We start from the raw sequence: 17,104 nt of genomic DNA, 5'->3' as shown, positions 1-17,104 counted from the left end.
TCGGGTCACCGGCAGGTGTGAGGGGCCGGGACGCGGGTACCACCGTCCGATCCGGCAACTCTCGGAAGGACGCCCATGGCTCTCGCCCAGAACGTCGACCCGAACCAGTTCACCGGGCTGACCGGGTGGGTGGCGACTGTCATCGACTCGTTCGGCGCGGTCGGGGTGGCGCTGCTGGTGGCCCTGGAGAGCATCGTCCCGCCGATCCCCAGCGAGGTGGTGCTGGCGATGGCCGGCTACCTGGCCAGCGAGGGCCGGTTCCATCTGGTGGTGATCGTGCTGGCCGCGACGGCGGGCTCGCTGCTGGGCGCGCTGGTGCTCTACTGGCTCGGCGCGGCGCTCGGCGAGGAGCGGTTGAAGCGCTGGCTGGACCACCTCCCGCTGGTGGACTCCGACGACCTGGAGAAGGCCGACCGGTGGTTCGAGCGGTACGGCCGGTGGGCGGTGCTGATCGGCCGGGTGGTGCCGGTGGTGCGCAGCCTGGTGTCGGTCCCGGCCGGGGCGAACCGGATGCCGATGGGCGAGTTCGTCCTGTTGACCACGCTGGGCAGCGGGGTGTGGAACACCCTGATCGTGGGGTTGGGTTTCGCGCTCGGGTCACGCTGGGAGGACGTGGACCGGTACAGCAGCTGGTTCAACTACGCGATCTTCGCCGTCTTCGCCGTCATGATCGCCACCTGGGTGACCAAGAAGGTCCGCAAGCGGCGGGCGCGGCGCGACCGGCAGTCGGTGACCGCCGGTCGCTGACCGCGACGCCGTCGCTCAGTACTTCGCGGTGATCGAGGTGTACTCCCAGGTGTTCTGGGCGATGCCGGAGCAGTGCGAGACCACGCCGCCGCCCGGGCAGGGGCGGTCCCGGTTGACCGACCAGAAGGTGAACCGGGACAGGCCGCGGGCCTTCGCCCAGTCGCGGATCTGCGTCCAGGTGGCCGGCGACGTCAGCTCCTGCTGGTCCGACAGGCCGTTCATGCCGGAGATGCCCATGTGCGCGTACGCGGTGGCGTCCGACCAGCCGAAGGCGGTCTTCAGCGTGTTCTTCAGCCCCTCGGCCGCGTTGACCGTGCTCTGGTACATGTTCGCGCCGCCGCCGAAGTCGAACGGCATGATGGTGAAGGTGTCGATGTTCGCACCGAGCGCGGCGGCCTGGTTGATCAGGCGGGTGCCCCAGTAGTTCGGCCCGGTGGTCGAGGTGCCGAAGGTGATGATGGTCTTGATCCCCGGGTTGTTCTGCTTGACGATCTTCAGCGCGCCGAGGATCCGGTCCTGCACCACCTCGTTCTCGAACTCGTCGCTGTTCTCGATGTCGATGTCAATCGCCTTCAGCCCGAACGCGTTGATCACCTGTTGGTACGCCCCGGCGAGCGCGGCGGCCGAGGAGCAGTTCGGGCCGAGCTTGTTGCCGCTCCACCCGCCGATGGACGGGATGACGTCACCGCCGGCGGCCCGGATCGCGGCGATGGTGTTGGCGTGCACGCCGCCGGTGAGCGGGCCGCCGCCGTCCCAGGCCGGGGTGCAGCCGCCGCCGGAGAGGACGAACGCGATGGTGAACCACTTGATCCCGGTCGCCGACATGACGGTCGACGGCGCGGGCGGGTCGCCCCAGCCGGGGTAGAGGTAGGGGGCGGCGGCCATCGGGGCGGTGCCACCGGTGCAGCCGGTGGTGCTGGCGGAGACCGGCGCGGACTTCGCCGACTCACCGGAGGAGTTGTACGCGGCCACCGTGTAGCTGTGCCCGGAGCAGGCGGCCAGCCCGCTGATGGTGGTGGCGGTGCCGGTGAGGGTGGCCCGGACGGTCGAGCCCTCGTACACCCGGTAGCCGGTGACCGTGCCGCCGACGGCGTTCCACGCCAGGGCGATCGAGGAGGCGGTGGTGCCGGTGACCCGCAGGCCGCCGGGGGTCGCCGGGGCGGACGGGTCGCCGCCGCCTCCGCCGGTGCAGGCGCCGCCGTTGACCGTGCAGTTGATCGGGTCGCCGGTGCCGCTGACCACGAAACCGAACGAGGTGCTGGCGCCCGGGGCGAGGGTGCCGTTCCAGGACTGGTTGACCGCGGTGACGTGCTGGCCGGAGGTGGTCAGCCGGGCGTCCCAGAAGGTGCCGAGCGAGCTGCCGGCGGGCAGGTCGAACTGCACGTTCCACGAGCTGATGCTGGCCGGGCTGTCGTTGGTGACGGTGAACTTCGCCTCGTACCCGCTGCCCCAGCTGGCGGTGCGGACGAAGGCGGCGGTGGCGGCGGACGCGGCCGCTGGGGCCACGACGGTGGCCGCGACCAGGGCGGCGGCGAGCGCGACGGCGAACGTCGCCACGCGTGGGGAGCGGAGTTTCACGGTGGCCTCCAGGGACCTGTGGTGGGGGTTCCGCCCGGCGGGTGGGCGGGATCGCCGGCCCGCGCGGGCGGGTCGGTGGCGCGGGAGGGGCCGGCCCGCGGGGGTGGCGGGCCGGCCGCGCGGGTCAGGGCAGGGTGGCCAGGTGCGGCTTGACCGTGCGGGCGAAGGCGTTGCCGTTGCTGACGTCCCAGTTCACCGACCAGGTCATCGCGCCCCGGATGCCCGGGTAGGTGCGCGGCGGCCGGAAGCTGCCGCAGTTGGTGCCCCGGGCCAGGCAGTCCAGGGCGGCGTTGACCACGCTGGGGGCGACGATGCCGCCGCCGGCCGCGCCCGGCCCGGCGGGCAGGCCCAGGCCGACCTGGTCGGGCCGGAGCCCGGCCTCCAGCTGGATGCAGGCCAGGGCGACGATGAAGTTCACCGTGCCCTGGGCGTACGCGGCGTTCTGGTCGCAGCCGAGCATCGCTCCGGAGTTGTAGAACTGGGTGTTGACGACGGTGAGGATGTCCTTGATATCCAGCGCCAGCTTGAAGTAGCCGCCGGCCGGTGACTGCATGTCGATGGTCTGCGGGGCCATCGTGATGATCAACCCGGCGCCCACCTTCGCCCGCAGGGCACGCAGCGCCTGCGCCATGTACGTCGGGTTGAGCCCGTTCTCCAGGTCGATGTCGACGCCGTCGAAGCCGTACCGCTGGATCAGCGCGTGGGTGGTGTCGGCGAACGCGGTGGCGGAGGCGGCGTCGTTGACCGCGACCCGGCCGGTCTCGCCGCCGACGGAGAGGATCACCTTCTGGCCGCGCGAGCGCAGGGTCTGCACGTCGGCGGTGAACTGCGCGTCGGTGTAGCCGCCGAGCGCGGCCGACAGGCCCGGGTCGACGGCGAAGGCGACCGCGCCGGGGGTGGCGGTGGCGTCGCCGAAGGCGACCGCGACGATGTCGTACTCGGCCGGCACGTCGCGCAGCCGCAGCTCGACGGCGGGGTTGTCGAAGTTGTGCCAGTAGCCGGTGAGCAGGTGCTTCGGCAGCCCGCCGGTGGGCGGCGGCGGGGTGGGCGTCGGCGAGGGGTTGGTGGGGGTCGGCGTCGGGGTGGTGGGGGTCGGGCTCGGCGTGCCGGGGCCGCCGCCGCACGGGGCGCCGTTGAGCAGGCAGTTGGTGGGCAGGCCGGAGCCGCTGGCGAGGAAGCCGAAGGAGACCGACGCGCCGGGGGCGACGCTGCCGTTCCAGGACCGGTTGGTGAAGGTGTGCCGCTGGCCCGAGCTGGTGAGCAGGGCGTCCCAGTAGGTGCCCAGGGTGGTGCCGGCGGGCAGGTCGAAGGAGAGGGTCCAGCCGGTGATGGTCGACCCGCCGCCGTTGGTGATCGTGTACTTCCCCTCCCAGCCGGTCTGCCAGTCGGCGGTCCTGGTGAAGCCGGCGGTGGCCCCGGCCGCGTACGCCGGCAGCGCCACCCAGGCCGCGCCGAGGGTCGCCGCCAGCGCGGTGACCAGGGACAGGAGCGATGTTCTGGAACGCGTCACGGGACCCTCCGAGCTGGTACTTATCCATGGGTGTCGACGTCTGCGCCTATTATTAAGACTGTTAACTGTTTCTGTCCAGAGCTGCGGTACGGATCGGCCCGCGCCGCCGTGGGCGACGCGGGCCGGGACCGCGGCGGGTCAGCGCCGGAAGGTGAACCAGTTGACGTTGACGAAGTCGGCCGGCTGGCCGCTGGTGAAGGTGAGGTAGACCGTGCGCCGACCGGTCGCCGTGGCGACGTTGCCCGGCACCGAGCGCCAGCTCTGCCAGCCACCCGTGTTGGCGAGCGCGAAGCTGCCGATCGGTGGATTGGTCGGGCTGTCGAGACGTACCTCGACCAGGCCGCTCACCCCGGCGGACGCGCCCGAGGCCACCCGGGCCACGAAGTCGCGCGGCGGCGTGGCGCCGAAGTCGACGTTGTCGTACCGGACCCAGTCGCCGTTGCGCAGCGCGCCGATGTTCTGCCCGCCCTCGGCGCAGGCCTCGACGATCACCCCGTTCTGCGCGCTGAACGCCTCGGCCTGGATGGTCCCGTACGCGTCGACCACGCCGGAGGGCGGCGGGGTGGTTGGCGGCGGGGTGGACGTCCCCCGGCGGTAGACCGCCACGTAGTCGACCAGCATCGGCCGACCGGGGACGGTCGAGGCGGTCGGGGTGGCGTGCCCGGCCACGCCGTTCGGGAACGACCCGCCCATCGCCACGTTGAGCAGCAGGAAGTAGCCGGCGTGCCCGGTCATCTGGGTCCAGTACGGCTCACCGACCTGGCCCTGACCGACGGTGTGGTAGAGCTGCCCGTCGACGTACCAGCGCAGTTGCTGCGGGCTGACCGAGGCGTCCCACTCGAAGCGGTAGGTGTGGAACGCCGACTGGCAGGTGCTGCCGGGGCAGGGCCGGCTGTTGCCGAGCCCGCTGAACTCGTTGCAGGGGCCGCCCGGGGCGTACCCGCAGTGCAGCACCCCCCAGACCTGGTTCAGGCCGTTGACGTTCTCCATCACGTCGAACTCGCCGATGCCCGGCCAGTTCTGGTAGTTGCCGCGGTACGGCGAGCCGAGAGCCCAGAAGGCCGGCCAGTAGCCGGCCGCCTGCGCGCCGGTGACGTTCGGCATCTGGATCCGTCCCTCGATGGCGACGATCCCGCCGGCCGGGGGCTTGAAGTCGGCGCGGACGGTCTCGATCCGGGCCGAGGTCCATCGGCCGGCGGAGTCCCTCAGCGGGGTGATCCGCAGGTTGCCGGCGCCGTCGTGGCCGACGTTGGCGGTGCTGGCGGTGTACGTCTGGATCTCGCCGGTGCCCCAGTTGGGCGGACCGCCCGGATAGCTGGTGCCGGTGTCGATGATCCAGTTGGCGGCGGACGGCAGTGTGCCGGCCGCGCCGGTGAAGTCGTCGCTCCACATCAGAGACCAGCCGGACGGCGGCGACGGGACGGCGGCGTGGGCGGTCACGGTCAGGCCGGCCAGCGCGGTGGTGGTCGCGGCGAGGGCGACCGCCAGCGCGAGTCGCCGGCGGGAACGGCGGGGGCGGAGTGGGGGTGGGGCGGTGCGGGCCGCCGGGGCAGGTTCCATCGGGATGCCTCTCTGCGGGGACGGTGAGAGAGCGCTCTCTGAGAGCGCTTTCTACGCCCCTCCCCGCGAGATGTCAACGTTTGTCGATGGCCCTCGGCGTAGCACCAGCTGCTCGCCCACCGTCCACGCCGTCGTGGTCACCAGGTAGACCACCGCCGCCAGCGGCACCACCAGCGCCACCAGCACGGTCCCGTACGGCAGCAGCGGGACGATCCGGCCCAGGGTGGCCGCGCCCGGCCCCTCGGCCGGCGCGCCCGCCACCGTCCCGGTGGCCGCCGCAAGCCGCCGCGCCCGCCTCGACTGCGCCCAGGCCAGGCCGGTCAGCGCCGCCAGCAGCAGACCGAACACCAGCGCCACCGGGCCGGAGAGGCCGTCGCCGAGGTGCCAGCCCAGCGGCACCCCGGCCAGCCGCTCGTCGAGCAGCCCGGCGCCGCCCTCCCCGGTGGCGAAGAGCCGGTACATGACGAGGAAGAACGGCGCCTGGAGCAGCGCCGGCAGGCAGCCGGCGACCGGGGACGCGCCGGCGCGGCGGTAGAGCCCGAACAGCTCCGACTGCAACCGGGCCGGGTCGTCGGCGTACCGCCGCTGGAGGTCGCGGACCTCGGGAGCGAGCGCCGCACGGCGCCGCTCCCCGCGGATCTGCGCCATGGTCAGCGGTGAGATCAGCAGGCGGACGCCGATGGTGAACAGGACGATGGCGGCGGCGGTCGCCGCCCCGCCGGTCAGCGGGGCGAGCAGGTCGGAGAGCCAGGTGACGGCGGCGCCGGCGGCGCCGACCGCGTCGTGCAACGGTGCGAAGGCGAGCATGGGTGAACCCCTCGGTCCGATCGGACGTCCCCGGGGCGGCGCCCCGCCGGGACGGATGACGACGGAACCGGCGGACGGCGGCGCGGAGTCAGACCGCGACCGGGCGCCCGGCCGGCGGGCCCCAACCCGGCGCCCGCGGTCGGGGCCGGCCCGCCGCGTCCGGGTCGACCTGCCGGGGCACCCGCCGGCGTCGGGCCCGCTCCCGCAGACCGAGGCCCCACCGTCCACCCCGGGCCGGTCGCTCGGCCGGCCTGGGCCGAGCCGCCAGCAGCGCCGCGAGCAGCAGCGCGGCCACCACCGCCGCGCCCGCGAGGAGTTCGACCGGGCCCTGGCCGAGCAGCGTCAGCTCGGTGAGCGCGTACGCCCACAGACCCGTCACCGCCACCAGCAGACCCGGCACGGCCCCAGCCTAGAACCGGGCGGCAAGCGCGAGCCCCGGTTCACGCTGCGGACACCTCGACGGGCGCGGCACGCCGGGGGGCGACACGCGGTGCGGCGTTTTCCCGGCCCACCACCCTGGGTAATGGCCGGTCGACGTTGCGGCGCAGCGCTGCGACCGGTACGGAACGGACGGTGATGGCGATGGCCAGCCAGGCGGTGGAGGCGACGGCGCGGACGCCGGAGGGCACCGACCTGCTCACCGTCGGCGTGGAGGAGGAGTTCCTTCTCGTCGACCCGCACACCGGGGCCGCGGTGCCCGCCGTGGACCTGGTGATGGAGCAGGTGCCCGCCGAGCTGCGCGGCCAGGTGGAGCGGGAGTTCCAGACCAGCCAGATCGAGATCGGCAGCCCACCGGGCCTGGAGCTGAGCTCGATCCGGCACTCGCTGGGCATGCTGCGCGCCGCGCTCGCCGACGCCGCCGAGCGGGCCGGCGTACGGCTGCTGGCCATCGGCACCGGCCCGGTGGAGGGCCCGGTCCCGCCGGTGGTCGACAAGCCCCGCTTCGACCGGATGATCGAGCGGTTCCGGCTGCTGGTGCCCGGCCCCGGCAACAACGGCATGCACGTCCACGTCGGCGTCCCCGACCCGGAGACCGGCGTGCAGGTGCTCAACCACGTCCGGCCCTGGCTGCCGGTGTTGCAGGCGGTCACCACCAACTCGCCCTTCGCCCGGGGCGCGGACACCGGCTACGCGAGCTGGCGCTCGGTCGAGTGGGAGCACTGGCCGTCGGTGGCGCCGACCCCCTGGCTGGAGTCGCACGAGCACTACCAGCGGCTCATCCGACAGCTGATCGCCACCGGCGTGATGCTCGACGAGGGAATGCTCTACTGGTACGCCCGGCTGTCGGCGAAGTACCCGACGGTGGAGCTCCGGATCGGCGACGTCTGCCCGTCGGTGGACGACTCGGTGCTGGTCGCCGCCCTGGTGCGGGCCCTCGTGGCGACCGCGATGACGGACATCGCCGCCGGTCGCCCGGCGGTGAACACCGACCACCACCTGCTGGTCGCCGCCCACTGGCGGGCCGCCCACGACGGGCTGGAGGGCGAGGGCGTCGACTTCACCAACGGTGAGCTGCGGCCGGCCTGGGAGCTGCTGGATCGGATGGTGGACCAGGTCCGTCCGGCGCTGGCGGAGCACGGCGACCTCGACGAGGTGACCGACCTGCTCGGCGGGCTGCGCCGGCACGGCTCCGGGGCCGCCCGGCAGCGGGCCGTCTTCGCGCGCACCGGCCGGCTGCAGGATGTGGTGGCCGACGTGGCGCGACAGACCCGCGGCTGATCCGCACATGGAAGACTGGGCATCGTGACCCAACGGCTGATCGTCATCGGCGGGGACGCGGGCGGCATGGCGGCGGCGTCCCAGGCCCGCCGCCGCCGAAACCGTGACGACCTCGAGATCGTCGCGTTCGAGCGGGGGCACTTCACCTCCTACTCGGCCTGCGGCATCCCGTACTGGATCAGCGGGGTGGTCCCGGAACGGGACCAGCTCATCGCCCGCGACCCGGCCACCTTCCGCGACGACTTCGCCATCGACGTGCGGCTACGCACCGAGGTCACCGGCATCGACCTGGAGCGCCGCGAGGTCGTCGCCCGGGAGGTCGACGGTGGCCGCCAGGTCCGCGAGCGGTTCGACACCCTGGTGTACGCGACCGGCGCCGTCCCGGTGCAGCCGTCCTGGGCCACCGGCACCGCGGGGATCTTCGGCATGCAGACCCTCGACGACGGCGCCGCGCTGCGCGAGTGGCTCAACGGGGACCCGGCGCCCCGCCGGGCGGTGGTGGTCGGCGGCGGCTACATCGGGGTGGAGATGGCCGAGGCGATGATCGAGTGCGGGCTCTCGGTCACCCTCGTCGAGCAGGCCGAGCAGCCGATGTCCACGGTGGACCCCGACATGGCCGCGCTGGTGGTGGAGGCGATACGCGGGCTGGGCGTCGAGGTCCGTACCGGCACGACCGTGACCGGCGTCGAGGAACGCGACGGCCGGGTGTCCGCCGTGGTCACCCCGGACGGCCCGGTGCCGGCCGACGTCGTGGTCCTCGGCCTGGGGGTACGCCCCAACACCGCGCTCGCCGAGGCCGCCGGCCTGCCGCTCGGACCCACCGGCGGGATCCGGGTGGACCGGCGGATGCGGGTGCCCGGGGTACCCGACGTCTGGGCGGCGGGTGACTGCGTGGAGACCCTGCACCTGGTCAGCGGCATGCCGGTGCACATCCCGCTCGGCACCCACGCCAACAAGCAGGGCCGGGTCGCCGGGATCAACATCGGCGGCGGGTACGCCACCTTTCCCGGCGTGATCGGCACCTCGGTCACCAAGGTGTGCGACCTGGAGGTGGGGCGGACCGGGCTGCGCGAGCGGGACGCCACGGCGGCCGGCTTCGAGTTCGTCACCGTCATCGTCGAGTCCACCAGCCGCGCCGGCTACTACCCGGGCGCCCAGCCGATGATGGTCAAGCTGATCGCCGAGCGTCCCACCGGCCGGCTGCTCGGCGCCCAGATCGTCGGCCGATCCGAGGCGGCGAAGCGGATCGACGCCTTGGCGGTGGCGCTCTGGAACGGCATGACCGTGGACGACATGACCGGGCTCGACCTCGGCTACGCCCCGCCGTTCTCGCCGGTCTGGGACCCGGTGCTGATCGCCGCCCGCAAGGCCGTCGACACCCTGGCCGCCTCCCGCCGCTGACCTCGGTCGGCTTTGAGTGCGGTTCTTGTCGCCCGGACGACAACCACCGCACCCGAATTCCAGTGGGATCGCGGGGTGCGGATGCCGGCGGACGACGCGTCAGGGTTGGACTGGCTGCTGTTCACCCAGTCGGGGGTGCTCACGTGGGGGCAGGCGACCAGGGAGTTGGCTCCGTCGGCGGTGCGGCACCGCCTCGCCACGGGACGCTGGCACCGGCTTTGCCGAGGGCTGCTCCGGGTGGGCGACCCGCGCGCGACGTTCCACCGGGAACAGCAGTGGTGGGTGGCGGTGCTCGCCGCGGGGCAGGGCGCTGTCCTCGCCGGACTGGCCGCGGCGCAGGCGGCGGGGCTGCGTGGCAACTGGCGGTACGAGGTCGTCGACGTGCTCGTGCCGCACGGTCGGCGGGCCGCGGATCTGCTGCGGCGGCTTCCACCAGGGCTGCCGGCCGTCCGGGTCCGCCGCACCCGTGACCTACCGGCCGAGGACCGCCAGCGCGGCCACCCTGACCGGACCGGCATGGCGCGCTCCCTGGTGGACGCCGCCGGGTGGGCCCGCACGGACGACCAGGCGCAGGAGATTCTGGCGGCCGGCTGCCAGCAGCGCCGGGTCACGCCGGACGAGATCGGCGTGGTGCTGGAGCGGATGCCACGGGTCCACCGCCGGCTCCTGATCCGGCAGACCCTGCGGGACATCACCGGCGGAGCCGAGGCGCTGTCGGAGATCGACCTGGTCCGGCTCTGCCGGCGGCATGGCCTACCCGTTCCCGAGGGTCAGGAAAGGCGGCGCGACGCCAACGGACGGGTGCGTTACCTGGACGCCTACTGGCGACGTTGGGGCCTGCACGTCGAGGTCGACGGCGGGCACCACATGGACGTCCGGCACTGGGCGGCGGACCTGCGGCGGCAGAACCAGATCTGGATTGAGGGGGATCGCATCCTCCGGTTCACCGCCTTCGACGTTCGCCGCCGGCCCGACGAGGTGGCGGCCCAACTACGCGCCGCGTTGACGGCCGCTGGTTGGCGCCCCTGACCCTTGCGGGCTCCGGGTGCGTCTGTTGCCGCTATGGCGACAAGAAACGCACCCGGAGCGAGGCATCGCGCGGCCGGGCAAGGGCGCGGTCGCCACCGGGAAGGGTGAGTCCGGCACGGCCGTGGCGGGCAGGATGGCCGGGTGGAGATCCCGGCGGGGTTGGAGTGGGTACGGCGGATGCCCGACGGGCGGGACTGGCTGGCGACGCTGCCCCGCTTGCGGGACGAGTGCGCCGACCGGTGGTCGCTGCGGCTCGGACCACCGTTCCCGTACGCCTTCGCCTCCCTCGCGATGCCGGCCGAGCTGCCCGACGGCACCGCCGCGGTGCTGAAACTCCAGTACCCCGAGCCGGACAGCCGGCACGAGGGGGACGCGCTGGCGCGTTGGGACGGCGACGGGGCGGTCCGGCTGCTCGCCCACGATCCCGAGCGGCGGGCGCTGCTGGTGGAGCGGTGCCGGCCGGGTTCGGCGCTGCACCGGATTCCGCCCGACGAGGCGCTGGACGTGGTCGCCGGCCTGCTGCCCCGGCTGTGGCGGCCGGCCGGCGCACCGTTCACCCCGCTGGCCGAGGAGGCCGCGGGCTGGCTGACGCGCCTGCCGCTGCACTGGGCGCGGACCGGCCGGCCGTACGAGCGGCGGCTGCTCGACGCGGCGCTCGGGCGGCTCGCCGAACTGGTCGGCAGCCAGGGCGAGCAGGTGCTGGTCAACCAGGACCTGCACGCCGGCAACGTGCTGCGGGCGACCCGGGAGCCCTGGCTGGTGATCGACCCGAAGCCGCTCGCCGGTGAGCGGGAGTTCTCCGTGGCGCCGATCGTGCGCGGCCCCGAGCTGGGTCACTCGCCCGCCGCGGTGCGCCGCCGGCTCGACCGGATCACCGGCGAGCTGGGGCTGGACCGGGAGCGGGTGCGCGGCTGGACCATCGGGCAGACGCTGGCCTGGAGCACGGACGGGGAGACCGTCCTCACCAACCAGGTCGAGGTGGTCCGCTGGCTCGTCGACGACGACTGAACCGCCCCGAACCCGGTCAGGAGGTCTGGCAGGTGGGGCACCAGTAGAGGTTGCGGCCGGCCAGCTCGCCCCGGCTGACCGCCGTGCCGCAGACGTGGCAGGGGTCGCCGGGGCGGCGGTAGACGTACACCTCGCCGCCGTGCCGGTCGACGCGGGCGGCGCGGCCCATCGCCTCGGGCAGGTGGGCGTCCCGCACGGTGTCGATCCGGCCGCGCAGGACGGCCCAGGTCATCAGCTCGACCAGGTCGGCCCAGAGCGCCTCCCAGCCGGCCGGGGTGAGCTGCCGGCCGGGGAGGGTGGGCGGCAGCCCGCCCCGGAACAGCGCCTCGGTCACGAAGATCAGGCCGGTGCCGGCCACCACCGACTGGTCCAGCAGCAGCGCGGCCAGCGGCGTGGGGCTGCGCCGGATCCGGGCGTACGCGCGGGCCGGGTCGGCGTCGCCGCGCAGCGGGTCCGGGCCGAGCCGGCCCCGCAGCGCGGCCACCTCTGCCGGGGTGAGCAGCTCGCAGGCGGTGGGGCCGCGCAGGTCGAGCCAGTGCCGGTCACTGGTCAGGCGCAGCCGGACCTGCCCCACCGGGGGCGGCGGCTCCCCCGGCCCGTCGGTGAACTTTCCGTACAGCCCGAGGTGGACGTGCAGGGTCAGCTCGCCGGCGTAGTGGTGCAGCAGGTGCTTGCCGTACGCCTCGGTGCCGTCGAGGACGGTGCCGGAGAGCCGGGCGGCGCCCTCGGCGAAGCGGCCCTGCGGGCTGGCGGCGGTCAGCTTGTCACCGGCGAAGAGCTCGGCGTGCCGGGCCGCCAGGCGGTGGATGGTGTGTCCCTCTGGCACCGGTCAACGGTAGCGCCGGGCCGGAGTGTGACGAACGGACGCACGGGGTACTTCACGGTGCGTAACCCGCGTGGCTGCCACCGACGATACGAGGCCTCCACGCACGGACCAGGAGGTGTCAGGGTGAACATTCCTTCTCTGTCGCGGCGGCGCAGCGTGCCGGCGCAGGACAGCAACGATGACGGGCGGATCGACGAGCGTGACGGGGCGCCGGGCGACACCCGGCCGGTGGTCACCGATCGCGACGCGGACCGCACCACGTACCGCAGCAACGCCGCCGCCGGCGACGCGCCGGACGCCGACGCGGAGCGCCGCGCGGCCGAGCGGGCCGCGCTGGCCCGCGCCGCCACCGCCCGACACGGCGACGACCCGCGGCGCGGACCGTCCGGCCGGGTCGCGCCGGTCGACGACGAGCCGCGTACCCCGGCCCGCCCGCTCGGGCACGGCGACGCCGACGCCGCGCCGGGCCGCCCGCTCGGGCACCGCGACGAGGACGCCGCGCCGGCGGACGACCGGACGGTCGACCTGGACCGGGCCGCCAAGCGCACCGTCGACTCCCGGGACCGCTCGGACCCGGACGAGGCGCCGGTCGTCGCCGGTCCGAAGCCGCGGGCCAGCCTGCTGGCCACCATCGGCCTGATCGTCGCAGTGGCGGGCGCGCTCTTCGTGCTCACCGGCGCCCTGGCCGGCTACGGCATCGCCCTCGGCGCGGTCGGCGCGGTGCTCTCCGTCCTCGGCCTGCGGGCGACCCGGCGCCGGCACGTCGCCGGCAAGACCGACGCGCTGATCGGGATGCTGGTCGGTCTCGCCGCCGTGGTGCTGGGCATCGTCGCGTTCACCGGCCAGTTCGACTGGCCGACCACCGACGGCGACTGGGTGGGCCGGCTGCGCGAGTGGCTCGACTCACAGTTTGTGGACCGCTTCTGACGGGCACTTTTCCGCTCGCCGGTGGTGCGCCGGCGACGCCCGACCAGCCTGGTGGTTCACCAGCCGGGCACGCATCCTTTCGGGGGCGGCGGTTCGCCGCCCCCGAAGCACGTCCGGGGCCGTTCCCTCCCAAGGAGGGGGCGGCCCCGTCGTCGTGAGCGTCGACGCAACGAATCACCGGTCGACCGACCGCAGACGCAATGATCCGTCGGCGTACGCAAGCCTTCATGGTGGATGTCGTCGGCCGGGGCCGCATACCGTTGACCAACGGCGCCAGCCCGTGGGCCACGGTGGCCGGGCGCGCCCGACCCCCAGGAGCAGGACATGACGATGGACGCCACCAGCCAGCGCTTCCTGATGTGCCGGCCGACGTACTTCGCCGTCGACTACGCCATCAACCCGTGGATGGACCCGACCGCGCCGGTCGACGCCGACCTGGCGATCCGGCAGTGGGAGCGGCTGCGCCAGACCTACCTCGACCTGGGCCACTCCGTCGAGCTGATCGACCCGGTCGCCGGCCTGCCGGACATGGTCTTCGCCGCCAACGGCGGGACCGTCATCGACGACAAGGCGATGGCCGTGCAGTTCCGCGACCCGCAGCGCGCCGACGAGGCCCCCGCCTACCGCGCCTGGTTCGAGGCCGCCGGCTTCGAGATGTACGACCCGAAGCACGTCAACGAGGGCGAGGGCGACGTCCTGCTGGTCGGCGACCACCTGCTCGCCGGCACCGGCTTCCGCACCGCGCACGCCTCGCACGCGCAGCTGCAGGAGGTCTTCGGCTACCCGGTGATCACGATGCAGCTGGTCGACCCGCGCTTCTACCACCTGGACACCGCCCTGACCGTGCTCGACGAGCGGACCGTGGCGTACCTTCCGGAGGCGTTCTCCCCCGGCAGCCAGGCGGTGCTGCGTCGGCTCTACCCCGACGCGGTGCACGCCACCATGGCCGACGCCGAGGTGCTGGGGCTGAACGCGGTCAGCGACGGCCGGCACGTGGTGCTGCCGGCGCAGGCCACCGACCTGGCCGCGAAGCTGCGCGACCGGGGTTACGAGACCATCGGGATCGACCTGTCCGAGCTGCGTAAGGCCGGCGGCGGACCGAAGTGCTGCACGTTGCGACTCCGTCAGGGAAAGGCGAGCAAGTGATCGAGGACATGCTGCGGACTCCGGCCGCGGTACGGGACGCGGAGAAGCACACCGCGCACAACTACCACCCGCTGCCGGTGGTGATCTCCTCCGCCGAGGGCGCCTGGCTCACCGACGTGGACGGCCGTCGCTACCTGGACTGCCTCGCCGGCTACTCGGCGCTGAACTTCGGCCACCGGCACCCGACGCTGATCCGGGCCGCCCACGAGCAGCTCGACCGGCTGACGCTCACCAGCCGCGCCTTCATCCACGACCAGTTCGCCGACTTCTGCAAGGAGCTGGCCGAGCTCTGCGGCAAGGACCTGGTCCTGCCGATGAACACCGGCGCCGAGGCGGTCGAGACCGGCGTGAAGGTCGCCCGCAAGTGGGGCTACCAGGTCAAGGGCGTCACCCCCGGCCAGGCCAACATCGTGGTCGCCGAGGGCAACTTCCACGGCCGGACGACGACCATCGTCAGCTTCTCCACCGACGAGGACGCCCGCGCCGACTTCGGGCCGTACACCCCGGGCTTCACGGTCGTCCCCTACGGCGACCTGGACGCCCTCGCCGCCGCGATCGACGAGAACACCGTCGCCGTGCTGCTGGAGCCGATCCAGGGCGAGCAGGGCGTCGTGCTGCCGCCGGAGGGCTACCTGTCGGGCGTGCGCCGGGTCTGCACCGAGCGCAACGTGCTCTTCATCGCCGACGAGATCCAGTCCGGCCTGGGCCGGACCGGGCACACCTTCGCCTGCGACCACGAGGGCGTCGTGCCGGACATGTACCTGCTGGGCAAGGCGCTCGGCGGCGGCATCGTGCCGGTCTCGGCGGTCGCCGCGAACGCGGACGTGCTGGGCGTGCTCAAGCCGGGCCAGCACGGCTCGACCTTCGGCGGCAACCCGCTCGCCTGCGCGGTGGCCACCGAGGTGGTCCGGCTGCTCGCCACCGGCGAGTTCCAGCGCCGCTCCGCCGAGCTGGGCGAGCGGCTGCGGGCCGGCCTGGAGGGGCTGCTCGGCAAGGGCCTGGTCGCCGTCCGGGTCCGCGGCCTCTGGGCCGGGGTGGACATCGACCCGGCGCTGATGAGCGGCCGTCAGGCCTGCGAGCGGCTGATGGAGCGCGGCGTCCTCGCCAAGGACACCCACGGCTCCACCATCCGGCTGGCCCCGCCGCTGGTGATCACCGAAGAGGAGATCGACCACGCGGTGGCGCAGCTCGCCGCCGTGCTGGCCGGCTGATTTTCCGAACGGAAAAAGGCGGGCGTCGGGACCTCGGTCCCGGCGCCCGCCTTTCGTTCGCCCGCCCTCAGCGGGGCAGGCGCATCGCCATCGTGGGGGCCTCGGCCATCACGGAGGTGGGGGTGAAGGGTGCGCCGGTGGGGAGTTCGCCGGCCCGGCCGATCTGCACACCCGGGTAGAGCTCGACCATGTCGGCGCCGGAGAGCACCCGGGACTGGTTCGGCGCGAGCGGCACCCGCTCCGACTCGGTCATCGACCCGTTGGGCCGGATGCCGGAGCCGTTGGTGCTGACGTCGGTCACGATCACCTCGCCGACCCGCAGCTCCAGCCGGATGTGGCTGCGGCTGATCCAGCGTCGCGCCTCGTCGTTGAGCCACTGGCCGAGCATGATCCCGCCGCTGGTGTCCGGCGCCCGCCCGACCAGCACGGGCTGCTCCTCTGTGAGTACGAACCGTCGGCGGATCAGCCCGCCGACGCGTACGGCGAGCACCTCGGTCCGCGGCCGGGGACCGCCGTCGCCCAGCCGGACACCGTGCCGCGGGCAGGTCGGTACGCCGTTGCGCAGGGTGGGCGGCGGCTGGCCGGCCGGGGCGCGGTCCACCCGGGCCAGGTCGGCGAAGGCGCCGCCGCCCCCGCCGCCGCCGAAGAGCGCGCAACCCGGCTCGGTGCAGCGCCACTGCCGGGCCAGCAGCTTCGCGCCGACCGGTGACCGGTCCCCCTCGACCGGGGTGTGGCCGCCGCCGACGTGCGCGAGCAGGGCCGGACCGCCGGCGCCCGGTACCGGGGCGAGCACCCGCCCCGGCTGCTCGACCAGCCAGGGGAAGCGTCCGCGCAGGCCGTCGAAGCGGACTCGGGTGAGCAGCGGGAGGCCGAGCAGGTCGGCCACCTCCAGCATCCGGTCGCCGGGGTTGTCGAGGACCTCCACCAGACCGTCGTCGGCCCAGCGCCGGACCACCATCCGCTCGTTGGAGGTCAGGTCGGCGTCGGAGAGCAGGGCCCGGTGGACCACCGCGTAGACCGGGACGCTGTCCTCCTCCAGCTCGCGGGAGAGGGCGTCGATCACCATGCCGAGCCGGAGCAGGCTCGCCGGCCGGCCGCCGTCGAGGTCCTGGTAGCGGATCACCTCGGCCAGGTCGAGGACGGCGCGGGCCAGCGACGGGTCGGTGCAGACCCGTCCCTCGATGGCGTCCAGCACCTTGCTGATCTCGAATCTCATTGGACGCTCCGGACGATGTCGTCGATCTGACGCGCCAACTCCACGTCACGGTGGGTGACCCCACCGGCGGAGTGGGTGACGCAGCGGAAGGTCAGGGTCCGCCACCGGATGTCGATGTCGGGATGGTGGTCGAGCGTCTCGGCCACCACCGCCACCCGGTCGACCACCGCGATGGCGTCCGGAAAGCCGGCCAGCTGCACGGTGCGGGTGATCCCGCCCGGGTCGCCGGACCACTCCGTCAGCCCGCCCAGCTCTTCTCGCACCGCCTCGGCGGTGAGCAGGTCTGCCATGGTCCGACCCTACCGGTGCCCTCACCATCAGGCCGGAGACGGCACCGGGCCACAGATCCACTCACCATGAGTCACCGGCGGGGCACCAGCCGCAGTCAGAACCGGACACCGACGCCCTACTGTCGCCCT

The 17,104-nt window shown here is 73.8% G+C and carries 16 protein-coding genes; 8 read left to right on the top strand and 8 right to left on the bottom strand.

Annotated elements, in window-relative coordinates; all coding sequences use genetic code 11:
* Positions 1 to 75: 75 nt before the first annotated feature.
* Positions 76 to 747: a DedA family protein gene (locus AC5L3Z_RS02910; RefSeq protein WP_494839240.1), complete on the top strand. Its 672-nt coding sequence runs from the start codon at positions 76 to 78 to the stop codon at positions 745 to 747.
* A gap of 15 nt (positions 748 to 762) precedes the next feature.
* On the opposite strand, the gene AC5L3Z_RS02905 is transcribed toward AC5L3Z_RS02910, so the two are convergent.
* The 5 genes from AC5L3Z_RS02905 to AC5L3Z_RS02885 form a co-directional block, all read right to left on the bottom strand.
* Complete coding sequence (locus AC5L3Z_RS02905) at positions 763 to 2,304, bottom strand: cellulose binding domain-containing protein (protein WP_494839238.1); 1,542 nt, start codon at positions 2,302 to 2,304, stop codon at positions 763 to 765.
* A 145-nt stretch (positions 2,305 to 2,449) separates the two neighbouring features.
* On the bottom strand, positions 2,450 to 3,835 hold the full coding sequence (locus AC5L3Z_RS02900; RefSeq protein ID WP_494839236.1) for a chitinase: 1,386 nt from the start codon (positions 3,833 to 3,835) through the stop codon (positions 2,450 to 2,452).
* A 138-nt stretch (positions 3,836 to 3,973) separates the two neighbouring features.
* Positions 3,974 to 5,395 carry a carbohydrate-binding protein gene (locus tag AC5L3Z_RS02895; RefSeq protein ID WP_494839235.1) on the bottom strand — a complete coding sequence of 474 codons (1,422 nt, stop codon included), beginning with the start codon at positions 5,393 to 5,395 and terminating at the stop codon, positions 3,974 to 3,976.
* A gap of 51 nt (positions 5,396 to 5,446) precedes the next feature.
* Positions 5,447 to 6,202, bottom strand: a complete 756-nt coding sequence (locus AC5L3Z_RS02890) for a YidC/Oxa1 family membrane protein insertase (protein ID WP_494839233.1) — start codon at positions 6,200 to 6,202, stop codon at positions 5,447 to 5,449.
* Positions 6,203 to 6,290: 88 nt separating this feature from the next.
* Entirely contained in the window at positions 6,291 to 6,602 is a 312-nt protein-coding gene (locus tag AC5L3Z_RS02885; protein WP_494839231.1) for a DUF6412 domain-containing protein, read from the bottom strand.
* Between the two features lie 182 nt (positions 6,603 to 6,784).
* Here AC5L3Z_RS02885 and AC5L3Z_RS02880 point away from each other — a divergent pair, with 182 nt between their 5' ends.
* The 4 genes from AC5L3Z_RS02880 (at position 6,785) to AC5L3Z_RS02865 (ending at position 11,359) form a co-directional block, all read left to right on the top strand.
* Entirely contained in the window at positions 6,785 to 7,921 is a 1,137-nt protein-coding gene (locus AC5L3Z_RS02880) for a carboxylate-amine ligase (RefSeq protein ID WP_494839230.1), read from the top strand.
* 24 nt (positions 7,922 to 7,945) lie between these two features.
* Positions 7,946 to 9,322 (top strand): FAD-dependent oxidoreductase, encoded by a 1,377-nt coding sequence (locus tag AC5L3Z_RS02875; protein WP_494839228.1) that lies wholly within the window; start codon positions 7,946 to 7,948, stop codon positions 9,320 to 9,322.
* 81 nt (positions 9,323 to 9,403) lie between these two features.
* Positions 9,404 to 10,351 carry an endonuclease domain-containing protein gene (locus AC5L3Z_RS02870; protein ID WP_494839591.1) on the top strand — a complete coding sequence of 316 codons (948 nt, stop codon included), beginning with the start codon at positions 9,404 to 9,406 and terminating at the stop codon, positions 10,349 to 10,351.
* Between the two features lie 141 nt (positions 10,352 to 10,492).
* A complete protein-coding gene (locus tag AC5L3Z_RS02865; RefSeq protein WP_494839226.1) occupies positions 10,493 to 11,359 on the top strand; it encodes an aminoglycoside phosphotransferase family protein in 867 nt (288 codons plus the stop codon).
* Positions 11,360 to 11,375: 16 nt separating this feature from the next.
* On the opposite strand, the gene AC5L3Z_RS02860 is transcribed toward AC5L3Z_RS02865, so the two are convergent.
* Complete coding sequence (locus tag AC5L3Z_RS02860; RefSeq protein ID WP_494839224.1) at positions 11,376 to 12,185, bottom strand: Fpg/Nei family DNA glycosylase; 810 nt, start codon at positions 12,183 to 12,185, stop codon at positions 11,376 to 11,378.
* A gap of 123 nt (positions 12,186 to 12,308) precedes the next feature.
* Between AC5L3Z_RS02860 and AC5L3Z_RS02855 the strand changes: the two genes are divergently transcribed.
* The 3 genes from AC5L3Z_RS02855 (at position 12,309) to rocD (ending at position 15,469) form a co-directional block, all read left to right on the top strand.
* Positions 12,309 to 13,112, top strand: coding sequence for a thrombospondin (locus AC5L3Z_RS02855; protein WP_494839222.1), 804 nt, complete (start codon positions 12,309 to 12,311; stop codon positions 13,110 to 13,112).
* 330 nt (positions 13,113 to 13,442) lie between these two features.
* Positions 13,443 to 14,258, top strand: coding sequence for a dimethylargininase (gene ddaH, locus AC5L3Z_RS02850; RefSeq protein ID WP_334534513.1), 816 nt, complete (start codon positions 13,443 to 13,445; stop codon positions 14,256 to 14,258).
* Positions 14,255 to 15,469 (top strand): ornithine--oxo-acid transaminase, encoded by a 1,215-nt coding sequence (gene rocD / locus AC5L3Z_RS02845; RefSeq protein WP_494839220.1) that lies wholly within the window; start codon positions 14,255 to 14,257, stop codon positions 15,467 to 15,469. Before ddaH ends, rocD begins: the two co-directional genes overlap by 4 nt.
* Before the next feature lie 67 nt (positions 15,470 to 15,536).
* On the opposite strand, the gene AC5L3Z_RS02840 is transcribed toward rocD, so the two are convergent.
* Together AC5L3Z_RS02840 and AC5L3Z_RS02835 are read right to left on the bottom strand one after the other, a co-directional pair.
* Positions 15,537 to 16,685 carry an FHA domain-containing protein gene (locus tag AC5L3Z_RS02840; protein WP_494839218.1) on the bottom strand — a complete coding sequence of 383 codons (1,149 nt, stop codon included), beginning with the start codon at positions 16,683 to 16,685 and terminating at the stop codon, positions 15,537 to 15,539.
* Positions 16,682 to 16,975: a 4a-hydroxytetrahydrobiopterin dehydratase gene (locus tag AC5L3Z_RS02835; protein ID WP_494839216.1), complete on the bottom strand. Its 294-nt coding sequence runs from the start codon at positions 16,973 to 16,975 to the stop codon at positions 16,682 to 16,684. The genes AC5L3Z_RS02840 and AC5L3Z_RS02835 overlap by 4 nt, the downstream gene beginning before the upstream one ends.
* Positions 16,976 to 17,104: the final 129 nt, after the last annotated feature.

The sequence above is a fragment of the Micromonospora sp. LZ37 genome, assembly GCF_059359015.1.
Note: the sequence above shows the minus strand (reverse complement) of the source record. Positions and strands in the feature narration are given on the sequence as shown.